The 17,564-nt window shown below is 44.1% G+C and carries 26 protein-coding genes; 22 read left to right on the top strand and 4 right to left on the bottom strand.

What is annotated here, in order from left to right; genetic code table 11:
• The first annotated feature begins 61 nt into the window (after positions 1-61).
• From AF333_RS30620 to AF333_RS30710, 22 genes are all read left to right on the top strand, one after another.
• Positions 62-496 carry a hypothetical protein gene (locus tag AF333_RS30620; protein ID WP_043065762.1) on the top strand — a complete coding sequence of 145 codons (435 nt, stop codon included), beginning with the start codon at positions 62-64 and terminating at the stop codon, positions 494-496.
• Positions 497-651: 155 nt separating this feature from the next.
• The gene (locus AF333_RS30625) at positions 652-2,940 is read left to right on the top strand and encodes a hypothetical protein (RefSeq protein WP_043065763.1); all 2,289 of its coding nucleotides are present in this window, start codon (positions 652-654) and stop codon (positions 2,938-2,940) included.
• A gap of 35 nt (positions 2,941-2,975) precedes the next feature.
• Positions 2,976-3,848, top strand: a complete 873-nt coding sequence (locus tag AF333_RS30630; RefSeq protein ID WP_043065764.1) for a hypothetical protein — start codon at positions 2,976-2,978, stop codon at positions 3,846-3,848.
• Positions 3,849-3,859: 11 nt separating this feature from the next.
• Positions 3,860-4,834 (top strand): XkdQ/YqbQ family protein, encoded by a 975-nt coding sequence (locus AF333_RS30635; RefSeq protein ID WP_043065765.1) that lies wholly within the window; start codon positions 3,860-3,862, stop codon positions 4,832-4,834.
• Positions 4,835-4,845: 11 nt separating this feature from the next.
• Entirely contained in the window at positions 4,846-5,286 is a 441-nt protein-coding gene (locus tag AF333_RS30640; RefSeq protein WP_043065766.1) for a DUF2577 family protein, read from the top strand.
• A complete protein-coding gene (locus AF333_RS30645; RefSeq protein ID WP_043065767.1) occupies positions 5,283-5,753 on the top strand; it encodes a DUF2634 domain-containing protein in 471 nt (156 codons plus the stop codon). The genes AF333_RS30640 and AF333_RS30645 overlap by 4 nt, the downstream gene beginning before the upstream one ends.
• The gene (locus tag AF333_RS30650; protein ID WP_043065844.1) at positions 5,746-6,825 is read left to right on the top strand and encodes a baseplate J/gp47 family protein; all 1,080 of its coding nucleotides are present in this window, start codon (positions 5,746-5,748) and stop codon (positions 6,823-6,825) included. Before AF333_RS30645 ends, AF333_RS30650 begins: the two co-directional genes overlap by 8 nt.
• A complete protein-coding gene (locus tag AF333_RS30655) occupies positions 6,818-7,402 on the top strand; it encodes a putative phage tail protein (protein WP_052812036.1) in 585 nt (194 codons plus the stop codon). The genes AF333_RS30650 and AF333_RS30655 overlap by 8 nt, the downstream gene beginning before the upstream one ends.
• Complete coding sequence (locus tag AF333_RS30660; protein ID WP_043065768.1) at positions 7,399-7,692, top strand: hypothetical protein; 294 nt, start codon at positions 7,399-7,401, stop codon at positions 7,690-7,692. Before AF333_RS30655 ends, AF333_RS30660 begins: the two co-directional genes overlap by 4 nt.
• Entirely contained in the window at positions 7,682-7,954 is a 273-nt protein-coding gene (locus AF333_RS30665; RefSeq protein WP_043065769.1) for a hypothetical protein, read from the top strand. Before AF333_RS30660 ends, AF333_RS30665 begins: the two co-directional genes overlap by 11 nt.
• Positions 7,955-9,340 carry a hypothetical protein gene (locus tag AF333_RS30670; protein ID WP_053432795.1) on the top strand — a complete coding sequence of 462 codons (1,386 nt, stop codon included), beginning with the start codon at positions 7,955-7,957 and terminating at the stop codon, positions 9,338-9,340.
• Positions 9,303-9,572 carry a hypothetical protein gene (locus AF333_RS30675; protein WP_235497073.1) on the top strand — a complete coding sequence of 90 codons (270 nt, stop codon included), beginning with the start codon at positions 9,303-9,305 and terminating at the stop codon, positions 9,570-9,572. The genes AF333_RS30670 and AF333_RS30675 overlap by 38 nt, the downstream gene beginning before the upstream one ends.
• Complete coding sequence (locus tag AF333_RS30680) at positions 9,569-9,811, top strand: hypothetical protein (RefSeq protein ID WP_043065770.1); 243 nt, start codon at positions 9,569-9,571, stop codon at positions 9,809-9,811. The genes AF333_RS30675 and AF333_RS30680 overlap by 4 nt, the downstream gene beginning before the upstream one ends.
• Before the next feature lies 1 nt (position 9,812).
• Positions 9,813-9,929 (top strand): CD1375 family protein, encoded by a 117-nt coding sequence (locus tag AF333_RS37120; RefSeq protein WP_254786506.1) that lies wholly within the window; start codon positions 9,813-9,815, stop codon positions 9,927-9,929.
• Positions 9,930-9,984: 55 nt separating this feature from the next.
• A complete protein-coding gene (locus AF333_RS34270) occupies positions 9,985-10,131 on the top strand; it encodes a hypothetical protein (protein WP_158502395.1) in 147 nt (48 codons plus the stop codon).
• Positions 10,132-10,225: 94 nt separating this feature from the next.
• On the top strand, positions 10,226-10,555 hold the full coding sequence (locus tag AF333_RS30685; RefSeq protein WP_043065771.1) for a hypothetical protein: 330 nt from the start codon (positions 10,226-10,228) through the stop codon (positions 10,553-10,555).
• Positions 10,552-11,325: an N-acetylmuramoyl-L-alanine amidase family protein gene (locus AF333_RS30690; RefSeq protein ID WP_052812038.1), complete on the top strand. Its 774-nt coding sequence runs from the start codon at positions 10,552-10,554 to the stop codon at positions 11,323-11,325. Before AF333_RS30685 ends, AF333_RS30690 begins: the two co-directional genes overlap by 4 nt.
• Entirely contained in the window at positions 11,325-11,612 is a 288-nt protein-coding gene (locus AF333_RS30695; protein WP_053432797.1) for a hypothetical protein, read from the top strand. The genes AF333_RS30690 and AF333_RS30695 overlap by 1 nt, the downstream gene beginning before the upstream one ends.
• 43 nt (positions 11,613-11,655) lie before the next feature.
• Complete coding sequence (locus AF333_RS34075) at positions 11,656-11,817, top strand: hypothetical protein (RefSeq protein WP_158502397.1); 162 nt, start codon at positions 11,656-11,658, stop codon at positions 11,815-11,817.
• A 243-nt stretch (positions 11,818-12,060) separates the two neighbouring features.
• Positions 12,061-12,291, top strand: a complete 231-nt coding sequence (locus AF333_RS30700; RefSeq protein ID WP_043065773.1) for a MerR family transcriptional regulator — start codon at positions 12,061-12,063, stop codon at positions 12,289-12,291.
• 156 nt (positions 12,292-12,447) lie between these two features.
• Positions 12,448-12,651, top strand: coding sequence for a hypothetical protein (locus AF333_RS30705; protein ID WP_043065774.1), 204 nt, complete (start codon positions 12,448-12,450; stop codon positions 12,649-12,651).
• Positions 12,652-12,669: 18 nt separating this feature from the next.
• On the top strand, positions 12,670-13,215 hold the full coding sequence (locus tag AF333_RS30710) for a hypothetical protein (RefSeq protein WP_043065775.1): 546 nt from the start codon (positions 12,670-12,672) through the stop codon (positions 13,213-13,215).
• 54 nt (positions 13,216-13,269) lie between these two features.
• On the opposite strand, the gene AF333_RS30715 is transcribed toward AF333_RS30710, so the two are convergent.
• The 4 genes from AF333_RS30715 to AF333_RS30730 form a co-directional block, all read right to left on the bottom strand.
• Positions 13,270-13,938, bottom strand: a complete 669-nt coding sequence (locus tag AF333_RS30715; protein WP_043065776.1) for a hypothetical protein — start codon at positions 13,936-13,938, stop codon at positions 13,270-13,272.
• Between the two features lie 216 nt (positions 13,939-14,154).
• Positions 14,155-14,412 (bottom strand): hypothetical protein, encoded by a 258-nt coding sequence (locus AF333_RS30720; protein WP_043065777.1) that lies wholly within the window; start codon positions 14,410-14,412, stop codon positions 14,155-14,157.
• Between the two features lies 1 nt (position 14,413).
• A complete protein-coding gene (locus tag AF333_RS30725) occupies positions 14,414-16,069 on the bottom strand; it encodes a sigma-54 interaction domain-containing protein (RefSeq protein WP_080787715.1) in 1,656 nt (551 codons plus the stop codon).
• Positions 16,070-16,108: 39 nt separating this feature from the next.
• Complete coding sequence (locus AF333_RS30730) at positions 16,109-17,545, bottom strand: aldehyde dehydrogenase family protein (RefSeq protein WP_043065778.1); 1,437 nt, start codon at positions 17,543-17,545, stop codon at positions 16,109-16,111.
• Between the last annotated feature and the right edge of the window lie 19 nt (positions 17,546-17,564).

Raw genomic sequence — 17,564 nt, forward strand, 5'->3', positions numbered from 1 at the left:
CAGGGCAGGCAAACAGCCTGCCTTTTCTTATTCCCTAAAACTATGAAACGGAGTGATAGATATGGCAGAGGAAACAAAAGAAACAGCAAGAGCGATTGTAAGTATCAAGGATATCATCGCCAAAAAGAAGGCGCAGGTACAGGAAAAGACAGCTACTGTCTATGTACCGTCTTTAGATGGTGAGATTACTGTAAAAACGCCAAGTTCAGATGACTTACAGGAGTATGACCAGGTGATTGTATATCAATTTTCCCGAACGAGAGACCCGGAAGTGTTACAAAAGGTAACGGAAAAGTTGGTACTGCGTAATGTGGTCGAGCCGAATCTGAAGGACCCAGAATTAATTGAAGCAATGGGGTGTAAAACAAATCCTCCGGCTATTGTACAGGAGGTTTTTACACCAGCGGAAGTAGTAGACATCGCAGCTATTATGATGAAGCTGGCCGGAAGAAAAAGAGGCGAAGCTGTACGGCTGGTAGATGAAATAAAAAACTGATCCAGGAGGACGAATTGTTCCTCCTATATCACCACTATATTCAAAAAGGCTGGAAACCTACTGAGCTTGATGTCTTGCCTTATGTAGAAAAGGAGCTACTAATGGCGAGCATGATTTTTGAAAGAGAAAATATGGCGAAAAGAGGGGGGTTGTAGGTGGCTGACTTTGTGATTAATACACAATTAACATTGCGTGATAACTTAACAACCCCCTTACGTAATGTTGTTCGAGCCTTGCAAGAACTAACCAGAGGAGCAGATAATGCTAGTGATGCCATTGACTATATTAACGCAGCAGCTGACTCCCTTGATAGTATCGAGACAGCAGGCGCACGTAACGAGATGAGAAGATTAGAAGATGCTGCTGATCAAGCGAGTGATGCGATTAGGCAAGTGCCCGATCCCCATGTTGATGGTTCACAAGCGAGAAGGGAACTGCAAGATGTTGAGCAGGAAGCGCAATCTTTACGTTCCACCTTAAATGAAATTCATCAAATTGATATTGCCGGTGGAGTAGGGACAGCGGGGCAGGACCTGATTTCATTTACTCAAATGGTTCGGGAGTATCAAACAGCGCTAGGAGTGACTGAAGAACAAGCTCAACAACTGACGAACATAACAAAGGATACGTGGGCACAAGTACAAGGCATTACAAAAGAAGAAGCTTTTGAGTCTGTACGTGTCACACAAGAGTATTTTGGGCTCCAAGGTGAAGCGGCCAAGAAATACGCTATGGATGTAGCGAACTTGAATAAAACAGGCGTTGATAATCTAACGGAGCTAAATTCAGCGGTACGTGCATTGGATGATAAATTCGCAGATGTCAAAGGGCCACAACAGGCATTGGATATGCTCATTGAAGCAAGACAGAAGATGCCAGTTGAAATGTTCAATGAAATGGTTGACCAGATAGATGAGTATAGTACGAACATCGCTAAAGCAGGCATATCTGGTAATAACTTTTTAAACGCAATGGTAGAGGGTGGACAAAAAGGTCGATATGTTATGGATCGCTTGGGTGATGCAGTTTCCAACGATCTGATTGGGGGCATAAGAAAAGGCGATAAAGGTGTCATGAACGCACTTGACTATTTGTGGAGTGTTCAATCGAAAAAAGGCTTAGACTCCGAAATGATTGAAAAGCTCCATGATAAAGCGGGTGATTGGGAAAAAGCCCTTAGGGAAGGCGGAAAAGCCGCAAAGCAAGCACAAAAGGAAATGGAAAAGTTCGGCATAGATCGTAAAGCGCTGAAAGAATATGATGAGCTGACCAATAAATCCGAAGGATGGCGTGAGGCAATAATCAAAGGCGGAGAAGACGGAGAAAAGGCTATTAACGAAATCCTGAGCACTCTTACAAACCTGGATGATGAAATGGCAAAATCCGAAATCGGTGCTGGACTGATGGCAACTCTCTTTGAGGAACAGGGTGAAGGATTCCTCCCTATCCTTAAAAACATAAGTAATGGATATAAACAACTTGGCGAAGATACTACTGAGCTGGATGTGCGTAATGAGGGTTTTCTTAATCAGTTAAAAACAAAATGGAAAGAGATCATGGGCTCGATTGGCGGGGAGGCGACTGATACATTCGGTGGCTTTACTGATTTGCTCGGCGCAGCTCTTCCAGCGATTGGTGCCTTTGTAGGCGCTAGAGGACTGGGAGGCATTTTGCCTACTCTCTCGAAAATTGGCAGTTATATCTTACGCCTTGGGCCTTGGGTTCTTCGATTAGCGGGTCCATGGGGTTTGTTAATTGCTGCTGTTGTTGAGTTAGGGATGGTTGTTTATGAAAACTGGGATTGGATTGAGCAACGAACAGATGAATTGATAGCTGGGATGAAAAAGGCATGGAACGAACTTGGCCCAGCCACACATAAAGTATGGACGGATTTTAAGACAGATGCATCTAATGCTTTTGATAAGGCAAAAGAAAAGGCGAATGAGTTTTTCACTCCTTTCTTTGAGTGGTTAGACGGAGTTCAGAAAAAATGGGACAATCTTGTTGATTCTATTTCTAACTTTAAAATGCCGGATCTTGGAACATGGATAACAGTAAATGGAGAAAGGGAAACAACAGAGGTTCCAACTGCACCAAATGGATATACGGCCTACGCTTGGGGCGGCATCCTTACCCGGCCGCACATTGGTATGGTAGCAGAAGACGGGCCGGAAGCGGTCATTCCTTTAGGGCCTGATAAACGAGGTCGCGGGTTTGAGCTATGGCAACAAGCTGGGAAAATTCTCGGTGTGCAACAAGCAATCCCTACTGAGCAAGTGCGTTCATATGCTACAGGTGCTGTAACGACAAACAACAATACAACCACGACAACAACGAAACATACGCCTGTCCATGTGCATTATCATGCTTCTAGCGGGCAGACGGACAGCGAGTTCCAGCGTTTCTTTAGGCAACTTAAATCAGCGATAAACAATATGGGATAGCTAACGCTATCCTCTTTTAGTTTGGGGGTGAAAAATTGGAGAATCCGATTTCTATTTTTTTGAGTATCAATAACGGCGAAAAGACAATGCAGATTCCGATATTGCCAAGTGAGATAGATATCCCACAAACACTAATGGCGAATGAAACTTTTCAAACGATAAATGGAGAAATACAGCTTATTGGTGTATCGAAGCTACGAAAGATTACCATTACTTCATTCTTCCCGGATAACCCGTATTCGTTCGATAAAACAGGACAGGCCGGGTTTGAAGGATGGGGAGGCCAAAGGGTAGCGGCTAAGAAGCGAGTAGAGGAGCTGCAACGCTGGATTAAGCGACGGCTACCGATTCGACTGCGGATTCCATACTATGATATCAATATGGGTGTAACTATTGATAACTTCACCCCTAAAGTAAAAGGTGGTAGCGGAGATATTGACTATACGCTTGAGATGACGGAGTTTGTTTTTCCTCAACTGAAGGTACAGAAGGCAACCGGTCGTGTGAAACCAACGGTACCTAAGTTTGAAAAGTACGTACCTCCACCAAAAGAAGAAAAGAAATCATCTTCTAGTAAAAATAGACCGGGCAAGGGATATGATTCGGTAGCCGCTAAATGGGTTCGTGATTATGTAGCGAAACATAAAGGTTCTATACGTATAACTTCTGCTGGTCGTTCTAAATCACACCCTATTGAGGCGGCTAAAATTGCTAAAGGGAAACAACCAGGCGATCATGCCAGAAACTCGGCCTATGATGTAGGTGGATCAAAACGTGTGCTTGATAAGTTAGCCGCTGATGCGAAGGCATCTGGATTATTTAAACAGATTATATGGCGTAATAGAGACTTATTCACTGGACGATATATCAGTGATCATGATACACACGTTCATTTGGCTTGGAAATGAGGTGACGCACCATGGCCCATCAACTATTTTTAATACATGAGGGTGTGCAAACTGAACTAACGTCGATTGTGGGGCAGATTACGTGGTCAGATTCAGTGGAGGAGCTCGGTCAGCGGTTGGACTTTACACTTCCGATTGCATCTGGTACACCATACATTAAATTCAGCATTGCGCCCAGTGATATTGTCACCTTGATAAACGACAGCAAGGTTGTATTTATGGGCTATATATTCGAAATGATATTTACTGAGAGGACACGGGAAGTCACCTGTTACGATCCTCTTTTTTATTTGAACAAATCACGTACAACGATTCAGTTTAAAGGGAAGGAAACAGCAACGGCCTGTGTAAAAAAACTGCTTGCACCGTTTAAAATACCAACAGCGCGTATTGCGGATATGAAAACAAAGATTAAGAAGATATACAACGAACAGACGTACAGTGAGATTTTGAATGATATTTTGTACCAGGCGCGGCGTGAAATTGGCGAAGACTATCGTTTCCAAATGGAAAACGGCAAGCTGGTGATTGACCGACAAAATGCATTCCTGCTTGATGTAAGTGTTAAGTTAGCAGCCAACAGCGGCAAGTTTGATTTATTGGAGTTTATCAGCAATCCTCAGCGTACCGTATCCATTACTGAAATGCGTAACAGTATCGTCATTACAAAAGATGACCAGGTATATACGAGTACGGCTGATGCTGGGAGTGTAGGCAAATACGGTTTGTTACAAGAGACGATTGCCTTTGATGGAAACACGTTGTCCGATGCAAAGCGTCAGGCATTGTCAGCCTTGCGTGAGTTAAACCGGATAAACGAGGAAGCTACCTTTGATATTTTAGGGCATGACGAGGTGCGTTCTGGCCGAGTGCTTAAAGTAAGTGAAGGTAAGACCGGAATTATTGGGCAGTTCATTATTACAAGTACAAACCATACATTAGTGAACAGGATACACAAAGTAAACATTACATTGAAACGGTATTAAGGGGTGAAAAGATGCAGGAAATAACACCAGAGCGTGCAGCTACATGGATGGCCGGAGAGATTAAAAAACGAGATAATCCGGTATTTATCGGGATACAAATAGGCACTGTATCAAAGCCATTACCAGATATCGAAATTAAGGTAGGCGCGATTGAGCTGGATAAAACGCAATTGGTTTTTGCTGAGTATTTACTCCAGCATAAAAGAAAGTTGAAGCTCACTTCTTCGTCAGCTAGTCTTTCGCACTCAAAAGATGCAGGTGCTACTTCTCAGGAACTTGATCCACCATATAAGCATTCACATGATATAGATGTGGCAAATGGATCGTTTTCTTTATCTGATTCAGACATTGAATATCTTGATGAATTAAAAGTTGGTGATGAGGTTATTCTTATGTCAGCTCAGGACCAACAAACCTATTATGTTATAGATAGGGCGGTGAGGTTCGAATGATACCTGAAATGCCTAATCTGGATATGTTTCTTGAAGAAGTGCAGCAGGAGCAACAATACGATATTGATTTAGGTACAGGCTTTTTATTTGATTTTAAAAATAATCAGTTTGTGATTCAAAATGGTCGTCGGGTTGAAGTGAACGACATTGAAGCTGTGAAGATGTGGATGATGAAGATTCTCTTAACGGAAAAATATCAATATAGTATCTATGCTAATTACCCAGATATAAAGGAATTTGAATATGGTACTTTAACAGAGTTTTGTATTGGTCGGGTGATGACTGATGATATGCGTATGCAGCTTCAAGAGAATATCGAACAATCGGCCACCCGTCACCCGCGAGTGGCTTTTTTATCGGAATGGCGATTCGAAAAAGACGAAGACAAATTGACGGTACATTTCCGTGTAAACCTGGTCGATGAGCAATCATTCGAAATGGAGGTGCCGCTAAGTGGAAATGGATGACGTAGTGTTAATCCCTGACTTTGAAGTTCAGGAAATCGATGAAATACATGAGGGAATGCTTGAAAATGTCAATCCCCGATATGACAAAACAGAGGGGCAGTTTGTATGGGATGAAACCCGACCTTTTGCAAATGAATCCCATAAACTTCAAGTTATAATAGAGAATTTCTATTTCAATAGTGTCATCAACTCTTCCATGGCTTCCCAGCAATTAACATTACGCACTAGAGAATTTGGCGTGGACCGAAAATCCGCTATAAAAGCAAAGGGAGCTATTCACTTTACAGGAGAAACAGGTACACCTATTCCAGTTGGAACTATCGCTCGTTATATAGGCATAGATGATGTACTTGAATATATATCAACAGAAGACGCGACGATTTCAGCAGGAGAAGCTAATGTTCCATTTGAATGTACTACGCCGGGTGCTATAGGAAATATTCCAGCAAACTCATTACGGTTAGTTGAGGATATACCCGGGATAGATACAATAGGGCACGATGCTTTTGTAGGAGGCGTAGACGAGGAATCGGATGAAGCGCTACTTAAACGCTTTTTGGAAGAGGTACGTAATCCGGGGATCTCCGGGAATCCTGCACACTATCGACAATGGGCTATGTCCCGGCCGGGTGTCGCTGAATGCAGAGTATATCCGGTCTGGAATGGTGGTGGAACAGTCAAGATTGTTCTACTAGACGAGAACGGAAAGGCGCCAACGCAAAGTATTATCGATGATGTGCAACAATACATTGAGTCTGTTTGTCCTATTGGTGCAGATCCGACAGTTGTTGGTGTAAACGAGGTGTTAATCAATATCGAAGTGCGTATACAACCAGCTTCCAATGCTGATATTGAAACGATTCGCCAGCAATTCATCCCGGCTATACAGGAATATTTAAAGAGCCTCGCTTTTAAAGACCCGCTGGTGCGTTGGACTCGTATCTCAAACCTATTAGGGGATATCACAGATATAATCGATTACGAAAACCTGACCGTGAACGGCGGCACAGCAAACATTGAAATGAAAAATGAAGATGTAGCCGTTTTAGGCGAGGTGAATTTTTATGAGTGAAACTTATGAACGTATGATGAAAATGCTCCCTGTTCGTTATTGGGAAGATGACTCTACCCAGAATATCGAACGAGCAGGCGCACTAAAAATAGATGAACTAAATGCAGTTGCAAACGACGTCTATGCCCAGTCTTCTCCAAGTACAGCCACATGGGGGATCGCTAACTGGGAGAAGATACTCGGTATTCCAGTTGATGAAACCAAACCTTTACAGGAACGCCGAGAACGCGTACTTGCTAAGATACGTTTTTCTGAAACAGTAACAAAGGAAACGATTCGCAAGGTAGTAAGCGCTTGGTTTGGTGAAGAGATAAGTGTTGTGGAACGCTTTGCTGATTATGAAGTGATGATAGAATTCCTCTTCGATAAAGCGATTGGGAAAAACTTTGTAGATGTAGTTGATACACTACGCGAACTTCTTCCGGCTCATCTGGAATTCGGCTTCGCTCCTAGTTTAAAGGAATCTGTGGAAATCCAAGAAAAAGCCACCGTAAATATGCGTCGTTATCATAGAATCGGAGAGTTTCGTATCGGCATGAGTTTTACGAAATATCAAAACGAGGTGGAGTTAACGTGAATATAGCGTACTTAACACGTGTAGCAAGAGATTTATATATGCGAGCTTCCACCATTGTCGTAAATAGCGAACACACAATTCCGGTAAAATCTGCACATCAGGACGGAAGTAACGTAGTGATTGTCGCCGAACCTATTCGCGGAATCACGCAGATTACATCATTACGTTTATTAGACGAACAAGGCGGACTTATTACGGAGAAAACGGCAAATATCGATGTAACCGATAGGCAGGCGCTAGAGTTTACGTTTCGGTTTGAAGTAAAAGGAGGAACGATAGATGGCGTATAACCCTAAACTCGATTGGAAATACAATGATGATGTAACAGAATCGGATGCTAACCGTTGGGAACGAGGTATCTATGACGCACACCTTATGTTAAGCGAACATGCAGCAGCCATAGCCGCCCTTCAAATCGATGTGAAATCAGTAAAAGACGCCTTATTCAACAATTTTACGGATAACATATTCACTGAAAACCTAGACACGTTGAATGATGTACAAGTTATCAGCGGATGGTATGACGAGGTAAATAAAAGGCTGGTGGTATAGATGGCGAACGGAGATTTGATTAAACTTGGTACACTCTATCTTGGCGGAGTTAAACAAGCGCGTCCAACTCGACCGTGGCGAGGTGATTCGATACCGCCTGGAGCTTCTGCAAAGGGTGATATTCCGTCATACTCAGCCGGACAAACTATCGAAATACGTAATACTGATGCAAGTGATGCTTACAAAGTTCAATGGCGGGAAGCTACGGTCGATGGTAAAAAATTATTGCTTTGTGATAGAAATATCCTTGCTGGTGTAGAGTGGTCTGAACTAAACGCACAAGGGTTGATTTTTGGCAAAACAATTACGATAGATGGTAAACAATACAACCTACGTGTACTCACAGGTGGAACGACCTATCGGGTGAGTGGAGATGGATATTCTGGCGGTGCCCCTATAAGCAACGAATGGGATAGAATTATTACAAACGAAGGTAATTTTTCTGGACTTCCAAAACCATCTTCAAGTGATTTAGACACTACACAAGATGCTGTTGATTTAAATAGCCATCACAACACTTTTTGGAATTGGTATGACATATATTCTTTGTGTCAAGAGAAGTACGATCAAGATAGTGCCACGCGTTCGATGCGCGGCTTTAATTCGGCTCGTTTTTACAGTTGGGGAAGTGGTATGCATACATTTATTGGTTGGCGACCAGTCCTTGAGATTTTAAACGCTGTGCCTACTCTTACACTTTCAACTCAAAATAATGTCATATTATCCGAAGGAAGTGTCCTTCCGATAACCGGTAGTGCATCAGATACCGACAACGGTGATGTTGTAACTGTCAAATACAAAATTAATAGCGGCACCATCCGTAATATCACATCAGGCGTTGTCAATGGCACGCCTCTTTCTTTTGCCAAAAACCTAACCTTCAGCAATAAACGCCTACGTGACGGTACTACAGAAGTCACCGTTGACTTGGCCGAGAATGTGGACCATACACTTACCGTTTGGGCAGAAGATGATAAAGGTGGAAAATCAACAGAAGTCACACGTAAATTCCGTGTCATTCATAACCGTCCACCCGTTATCTCCGGTACGAATGAGGACTTAGGAACGATTCAGGCAATACCATCAAAAACCTACACTGTGACCGAACCGGAAGGGGACGCCTTTACTGTTACCGAGAAAATCGACGGGAAGGTCATGCGCTCCTTTACAGGCGTAGCCGGACAGGAAAACACGATTACCATTCCGCATGACATGTGGATACGACTGCAACCGGTAGCGCAGCATACTCTATCCATCGAGGCGACCGACAGTAAAGGCATGACGTCATCACGGACCTATACGTTTGTCCGGCAGGAAACCAAGCTCGAATTCAAACTAAAGAATCCATTTGTCACCGATATTGCCGCCAAGCGTTGTCACCCTTGATGCAGTGGTACCGAACGGGGCAACAATGAAGATAGAAGCGTGTAACAATGCCTTTGACGCCTCTCCTGCTTGGGAGGACATAACGAATCATGTTCGCTTTAATCGCGGTTTTCTTTTTACGAATACGGAGAAGACCGCCGAACAATGGGGCGTTGACATACGGTTTGTATTTGAAAAAGGGACAGCGACCAGCCAAGTTATTGTGAATGGATTCGGGGGTGCGTTCGATTGATCATCATCAATGAAAAACCACTATCGCAAATCGAAAAAGAGCGAGCGGAAGAAAAGGCACCTTTAGTTAAGATGGGGCAAGATTTAGCCGCTTTGAAACTTAGTAATGCACAAAAGGATGAAATCATACAACAACTTGAACAAGACCTCGCTCGTGAAAAACAGCGGAACAAAGATAATGGGTTTGCCATTATGGAACTGTACGAAACGCTGGACACAATACAAAAGGGAGGGCAATAAGGTGTCAGTTGTAAAGGTCTATGTAAATGCCATAAAAGACGGTGATATTCAAATCACCGATGTTCCACAGAGCATCCAAGATAAAGTGAAGGAGCTGCTGAAAGAAGATGAGGAATAAACTCGTCCATCTCTTCTTGTCAGTCGCTCTTTTTCTTTTGAAAGGAGGTGATAAGATGTTCCCACGTATTGCAGTGATTTATGTAACATTTATTATTGATGAAGAAATCAGTTACGCTGACGTACCAGCTACATTGAAGCCGGAAGTTAAACGTCAACTAGAACTATTAGGCTATGGTGAGCTAGCTACAGAAACCGCATAAGCGCTTCTCAATAAAGAGAGGCGTTTTTATTTTGGGAGTTGCATAAGCAGCTCCCTTTTACATTATACGTCGGAAAAATGGTGAGGAGGGTGTCATGCCAGATGTAAAAACAGCACAACAGATTGCAGAATCCCAGTACGCTTTCGGGATTCTATTTGTCGTTCTTTTTCTTATCTCTATCACAGCGGTTGCTTTTGTGGTTAAGGACCTGAAGAAAGAAAACGAGTCGAGGGAGGCGGATCTAAAAGAGTTCTATAAGGACCAAAAAACAGAAAGTCAGGAACGTGAAAAAAAGTTGATGGAGCATCTAGAGCGTACTACTGTAGCCCAGGAAGAAATGTCTCGTACATTGGAAAAGGTACAAAGCGGATTAAAGGAATTGTCTCTTGAAGTTAAATATCTGAAAAGGGGAAATCAGTCATGAGTAAAGTTGTAGTTATCGATCCAGGACACGGAATGCCGGACCCCGGAGCATGTGGAAATGGACTGCAGGAACATGAGCGAGCCTTTGCCTTGGCACAATTAGTCGGCAAGGTGCTAACCCGGCACGGGGTAACGGTACTCTTTACCCGGAATGGGGAGCGGTCGCTATCGAATGCAACAAATTTAAAAACAAATAAGAATGAGGATTTAGCAGCAAGGCAAAGGTTTAGTAATAGCAAGGCGACAGACTTCTTCTTGTCCCTGCATATGAATTCTAGCGATGACTCGACATCAAACGGCTATGAAACGCTTTGTTACTCACAGAACAGGCAAATTGAAGCCCTACACGCTGCTATTAAAGCGTTCCTGCAACGACATGGATTAAAAGACCGTGGCATCAAGATACGAACAAATCTGGCTGTACTAAAGGTCAAAGCAAAGGCCGCTTTGTTAGAATGCTTTTTCATATCGAATCCGAAGGAAGCAGCGTTGATGAAAGACGCTGCTTTTTTACTTGAGTTAGCAGAAGCCATTGGACAGGGTGTGTTAGTTGCTATCGGTATTGCCTATGTGCCAGTAAAGAAGCCAGAAACACCACCTACTCAACCTAAGGAGGAAAAGAAACTCATGAAAACAGAAGATGCAAACAAAATTATCCGTATCCTACAAGACAGATGGAACGCTTCGACATGCCAAGATGAGAAAAAAGAAGTTGGTCGGCTGGCCGATGAGGTCCGTATGGCTGCCGGAATGAAGAAGGTGAATATCTAATGAAAGAACGACTGAAAGACCCGTTTCTGTGGGCTGGCGTTGGCGGATTGTTTTATCAAGTTTTAAACGCAAGAGGAATCATTGTTCCTCCTGACCTTTGGGATTTAGGATTAGATCTTATTAGTTATGCTTGCATTGGCGTCAGTATCTGGGTATACGGGGAAAGCGAAGGAAGAATAAGACGATTAAGCCCTGCTGTCCGTATGGATAGCGGGGCTTTTTCTTTTTTTACCTCCAAGAAAAACAAGGAAAATAAACAAATAAATACCATGTTTATATTGACGTGAGTAAATATAAATAGTATAATAAAGATAAGGAGGTGAGAACAAGATGGATGTGAAAGATTGGGCGCTCACAATCGCGGCGGTCTTAGGAAGCATCAAGCTTGGCTTTGAAATAGCTGAGCAAATAAGAGAAAGGAGTGAAAGAAAGAAGAAGAAAAAGAAACGGATACAAAATAAAAAGCGCCCCACTAAAAAGCGGAAGCGCTAAGCACAGAAAATAATCTAGGGAAAGTGGTGTTAGCCCCACCGCTTTCCTTATAAAATAATTATACCACATCCATCTTATATTTATGAAAACGAAAAAAATCTCAACTGCTCTTGATGTTGTCCTGCTGATTGTGTTTCTAGCTTGGTTATCTGATTTGAATTTGTCTGAAATGACACTTATAAAATGGGTTGGCGTAGGCGCTATTGCCTTATGGTTCGCGCTAGGGATCTGGAAGGTGGTACTATGGCGAGCGAGATAACATTTAAATCAAAAGATGAATTGACAGCATTCATTGTCAATGAAGTCATTAACACGACGGAAGCACTTGAAATCCTTGGTTGTTCAAGACAAAACCTAAACGATCTAATCAAACGCAAGGTCATTACTCCCATCAAGGAATTGCCCAGGGACCGGCTCTTTTACAAATCAGATATCCTTAAACGAAAAGAACAAGTAGAGAAAAGGAAACGATGAACAACATAATCTTTTGTACGAAAAAACTAACAGCTAAAATCCCTTCTGCCTAATCTGGTAGGAGGGTTTTTGTTTGGCAATGAAAAACACTCTGAGTGAAATGAAAAATGGGTTATAATAATAAAAAAATGAATCATAGAAGAGGAGAGGTTACTTTTGGTCATGTTCTCTAGTCCGGGGATGATTATGCTGTTCATTACCGGAGTCATTATCCTAATTGTTTTCTTCGGCGGGATTATTACTGCCATCGTACAGACGGCACGCGGCAACCTGAAGGTTGATTATGATGCTATCGCGGCACGGAATGCAGTGGAGGATGAAGAACGGCGTAGAATGAAGAAGTTAAGTAAACAGCGATAAAGAATAGGAGAAACATTCGTGTTCGATCCGACTATTTTCGATAATATTAAAGTGGCGCTTGAAGGCGCAGTATATGACCTGGACTTTGCTGGCGAGGTTACGGTTACGTCCCGCAGTGATCAAGTCGAGCTGGCGGCTATGGCCCGTGAATATACGATTGGATGTAGGAATGCCGTTAGGAAGGATGGCAATTCACAAAGTACCGCTCTGTTTATATTATCCGCAGGGACGGCCGATTTAGCAGGAGAAATTCTAGATCTTGCAGAAAGCGAGGAGCGGACATTCGGCTGCACGCTACGCGTAACTTTCCTGTTGAATATCGATCGTCTGGAACGGTGTGTAGAGATAGAAAGGATACTTAACACAATCTGGTCATACCGACCACGTATTATTCAAGAATTATCGTTTGTTTATAACGGGATTGTCTTGGAGCGCCCGGCAGCGTATCATAATACGATAACGCTTGACTTCGGAAGAAAAATCAACGAAGACAATATCGAAGATCTGTTTACGATTGTCGAACATACTGTACAGTCACTACGTCAATTGGAAAGAATAATGTAAAAAGCTCTTCGCGCAATTATTGAGCGAAGAGCTTTTTTTTATGTGGCGTACATGTCAGCCTGCCTGTTGTGTATTCACAGGAAGAGCAGCGGGCTTGGCCGCAAGCGAATATCCATAAAAAATCAGTGTAATACCAACGCTATTAGCAAGTGGGAGAATGTCCGTTAGACCAAAACGGGTTAGTGTACCTCCCATGGCGATAATAAGCGAACCGATGCCAATCCAGAGCCCGGCTTTGGAATGCCGTCGAAAAAAAGTATAGAAAGAACCAATAATAAGTGCAAAGCTTCCCGGAATTGTCAGCATCGGAGAATATAGGCGTGCATCGCGTGGCAATGCGGTGCCTCCGATTTCTTCGCCATGCAGCGCTAATTGCCCTGGATTTAACGGTGAATTGAACACTTTTACAAACATGGCAATCGTAATGATAGCTATGAGAATGAGAAATGCATGCGCCACCTTCGGCTTTACCGTAAAATACAGCTGGCCTGCGCCGAGAAACGCTACCAGTGAAGCAGCTGCCACATACCAGATGCGATACATGGAAGGCTCCCAGCCGATAAAATAGGACACTGTACTGCCAAGTGCGCTGAAGAAATAAAAAAAGAAGCCGATAAACCAGGCCAAATGGCTAGGTTTGCGTTTGGTCAGCCATTGGCGAAGAATACTGTATGCAAAATACCCCGACAATGCAGTGGCAAAGCCCCAGAGAATAATATTCATTTTCATCCCCCGTTATCTAAAAATTTTGCGCAGAGAAACACCCCTGTCTTTTATAAAACAGGGGATGTCTACAGCTTCACTGTATGCCAAATACCGACGTTCACCAATATGATACTGAGGAACGGCATTTCCGGCCAAGACGTTATATACTATTTGAGCAGGGCATCTATGACAGGAAAGTTCCAACATATCCATTCCCTTCCTTTTACGACCTTCTTATATCATATCATGAAAATGAATTTCAAGGTTCGTCTCATTTGTGACAGTATCGTCGATGGCAAGAGGGGCATTGGCAGTTGTGCGGATTGATAATACCGTCTCCAGTGTAGATTGGTCCCGTTCAGGCGGCAGCGCTTGAAAGAACCAGGGATGAATGGTTAACAAAATCTCAAGAATGGCGCCAACGGTATGCGGGCGGTCGAGATGAACATCCATTGTCTCTGCGGCTTGCGTCCCGTATATCGTTATCTGCATATTACAGTTCCTTTACATATTTATTGACTTTGCGCATTGCGCTAGATTGGCTGATACCGAGCATCTCTGCCAGTTTGTATGTGCTTCCGCACTCTTCGTACGCCTGGCGAACGATTTGGCCCTCGTAACGTTCCAATTGTTCTTTCAATCCCAGACCTTCCTGCGGTGTCAGTGGTGCGGTTTCTTCTTCATCATACAATGCACTTGTTACGTGCTTCGCGGTAATTACGTCTTCATCGGCTGTTACGACAATCCGTTCCAGAAAATTCCGCAGCTCCCGAATGTTGCCCGGCCATTCCGCGCGCCGCAATTCCTCTGCGGCAGTATAGCTAAGCTTTTTCTCGATACCATATGTCTCCTGGAATTCTTCCAGAAAGCGGATGGCCAGCGGTACGATATCTTCCCGTCTTTCCCTGAGTGAAGGAACAGTAATAGGAATGACGTTCAACCGATAATACAAATCGTTACGAAACGATTTTTCTTCGACTTTTTTCTTTAAATCCTGGTTAGTGGCTGCAATAATGCGCACATCCACGTGAATTGGAGTCGTACTACCGATGCGGAAAAACTGTTTTTCCTGCAGGACATTCAGTAGTTTTGCCTGCATAGATAACGGTAGTTCTCCAATCTCATCAAGGAATAGTGTGCCTCCGTTAGCAGCTTCAAACAAACCTTTTTTCCCTTTTTCGTGTGCACCAGAAAACGCGCCTCGTTCATACCCGAATAATTCGGACTCAATGAGTGACTCGGGAAAGGCGCTGCAGTTGACGGAGAGAAAAGGGGCCTGCTTGCGTGGACTTGTGTTGTGCAAGTAGCGCGCCAAATATGTCTTCCCCACGCCCGATTCCCCGAGCAGCAGGACCGTACTATCCACCTTTGCCACTTTTTCGATTTTTGAAAGTACATGAAGCATCATCGGACTGCGTACGGTTAGCTTCATACCGGATTGTTCTTCTCGAAGTTGCAAGGTTTCTTCATAGGTCTCTACTCGTTCTTGTAACTGGTCAAGCTGTTCACGCAGATTTAAAAGCTCCGTAATGTCGCGTGAGTTACTAACTACACGGATAAGGCGTCCATCTTGTGTGAAGACAGGAGTGGCCGTTACCAATAGCCTGCGCCCATTTTGGGTCTGCTGGACGAGATTAATCTGCTTGCGTTGTGCGATAACATCGAGTGTAGCGGATGGTGAGAAAATGCCTTCTGATACGAGTTCATTGACATGTTTTCCGACCATCTGCTCGGCTTTCAGGCCATAATTGCGCTCACAGGCTCCGTTCACTCTAACCGTATAGCCTTCTCCGTCCGTAACGAAAATTTCATCATACGCCGCAGCAAACACACTCTTCAGTTCTGCATATAAATGTTCGTATTCGGTAGCGACGTGACTTTCCCTCGTCTCCCAAGGGAAAATCAGCCAAGCAAATCCATGCGGCTCGGCCAATAGCCTTCCCTCCCAGAGAAAGCGATCCGCCCGCTGAAAAAAATCGCCGTCCGCCGCCCACTTGCGTAGGCGATCGGACAGCTCGGCAGGAGTCCATCCCTGCTCGAAGAACCATTTCTCGATCAGGTTGTTGTATTCGAATGTGTCTCGGTTAAGGTAGCAAAAACCGATCGAGAAGGTATCCAAAAGTGATGCGATATGGATATCCGCTTGCATGAGGCGCCTCCTTATGGTAAGGCGCGGTTTATACGGCCGTTACTTATTACGGTTGAAGCAAACAAGCTTCATTTCCGTCATTTCTTCGGTTGCGTACTTGATACCTTCGCGTCCAACACCGCTTTCTTTTACACCGCCATATGGCATTTGATCAACACGGAATGTTGGGAAGTCATTAACCATGACGCCGCCTACATCCAGATGTTCGGCTGCATGGAATGCGCGTTCGATGTTTTCGGTGTATATGCCCGCTTGCAATCCGTAACGTGAATCGTTCACTGCATCGATCGCTTCATCTAATGTCTCGAACGGGCTGATGATAACAACAGGAGCGAACGTTTCTTGGCAGCTTACTTTCGCATGCGATGGCACGTTAACGATAACAGTCGGTTTCACAACATTGTTGTCTGTACCGCCTGTCAGCACGTTAGCACCAAGCGATTCGGCTTCTTTTACCCAGGACGCAATACGTTCTACGTCTTTTTGTGAGATAAGAGCTGCGATATCGGTCGTCTCGTCCAGTGGATCGCCGATGCGCAAGTTCTTTGTTTCTGCCACGAATTTCTCTACAAACTCATCGTACATCGATTGGTGTACGTAAATGCGTTGCAGGGAAATGCACACCTGACCCATGAACGTAAATGCGCCTGTTACTGTGCGCTTAATAATACGGTCAATATCGAATCCTTCGTCGATAATGAGTCCAGAGTTGGAACCTAGCTCAAGAACAACACGTTTCAGGCCAGCCTTTGAACGAATTGTTTTACCAACTTCCGGGCTACCGGTGAATGTAATCATCTTCACTCGGTCATCGATAACCATTTCGTCCCCTACTTCACTGCCGGGGCCCGGAATAACTTGTAGGGCACCCGCTGGAAGGCCCGCTTCTGCGAACAAATCAGCGATAAAGTAAGATGACAGTGGAGTTTGGTCCGCAGGCTTCAGTATTACCGCATTACCGGCTGCAAATGCAGGGCCAAGCTTATGGGCTACTAGGTTGAACGGAAAGTTAAACGGCGTGATGGCTCCGACAATGCCGAGTGGCTGACGTACTGTATAGGCGATACGGTTTTCACCCATGGCAGAGGCATCCATCGGAATGGTCTCGCCATGCAGACGGCGTGCTTCATCAGCCGCGAATTGATAGGTTTCAACCGTACGGGCAATCTCCCCGCGGGCAACCGTAATTGGTTTGGCCGCTTCAAGTGCCAGAATACGTGCTGCCTCTTCTTTACGTTCTTGCAAAAGGACAGAAACCTTCTGCAGAATAGCTGCCCGCTTGTGGGCAGGCAGCTTGGCCATTGTTTTAGCCGCTTCTTCTGCGTGATCGATCGCAGCCTTCACATCCTCGCGCGTGCCGATAGCGACTTCTGCAATCACTTCACCGGAATGAGGGGAGCGAAGTTCCTTATATGAAGATGCTTCTTTTGTGCCGCCAGCAATATAGAGCGGCTTTTTTGGTATTGTTTGGTTCATGGCTGAAACCCCTTTCTTC

Source organism: Aneurinibacillus migulanus, assembly GCF_001274715.1.
GTDB classification, from domain to species: domain Bacteria; phylum Bacillota; class Bacilli; order Aneurinibacillales; family Aneurinibacillaceae; genus Aneurinibacillus; species Aneurinibacillus migulanus.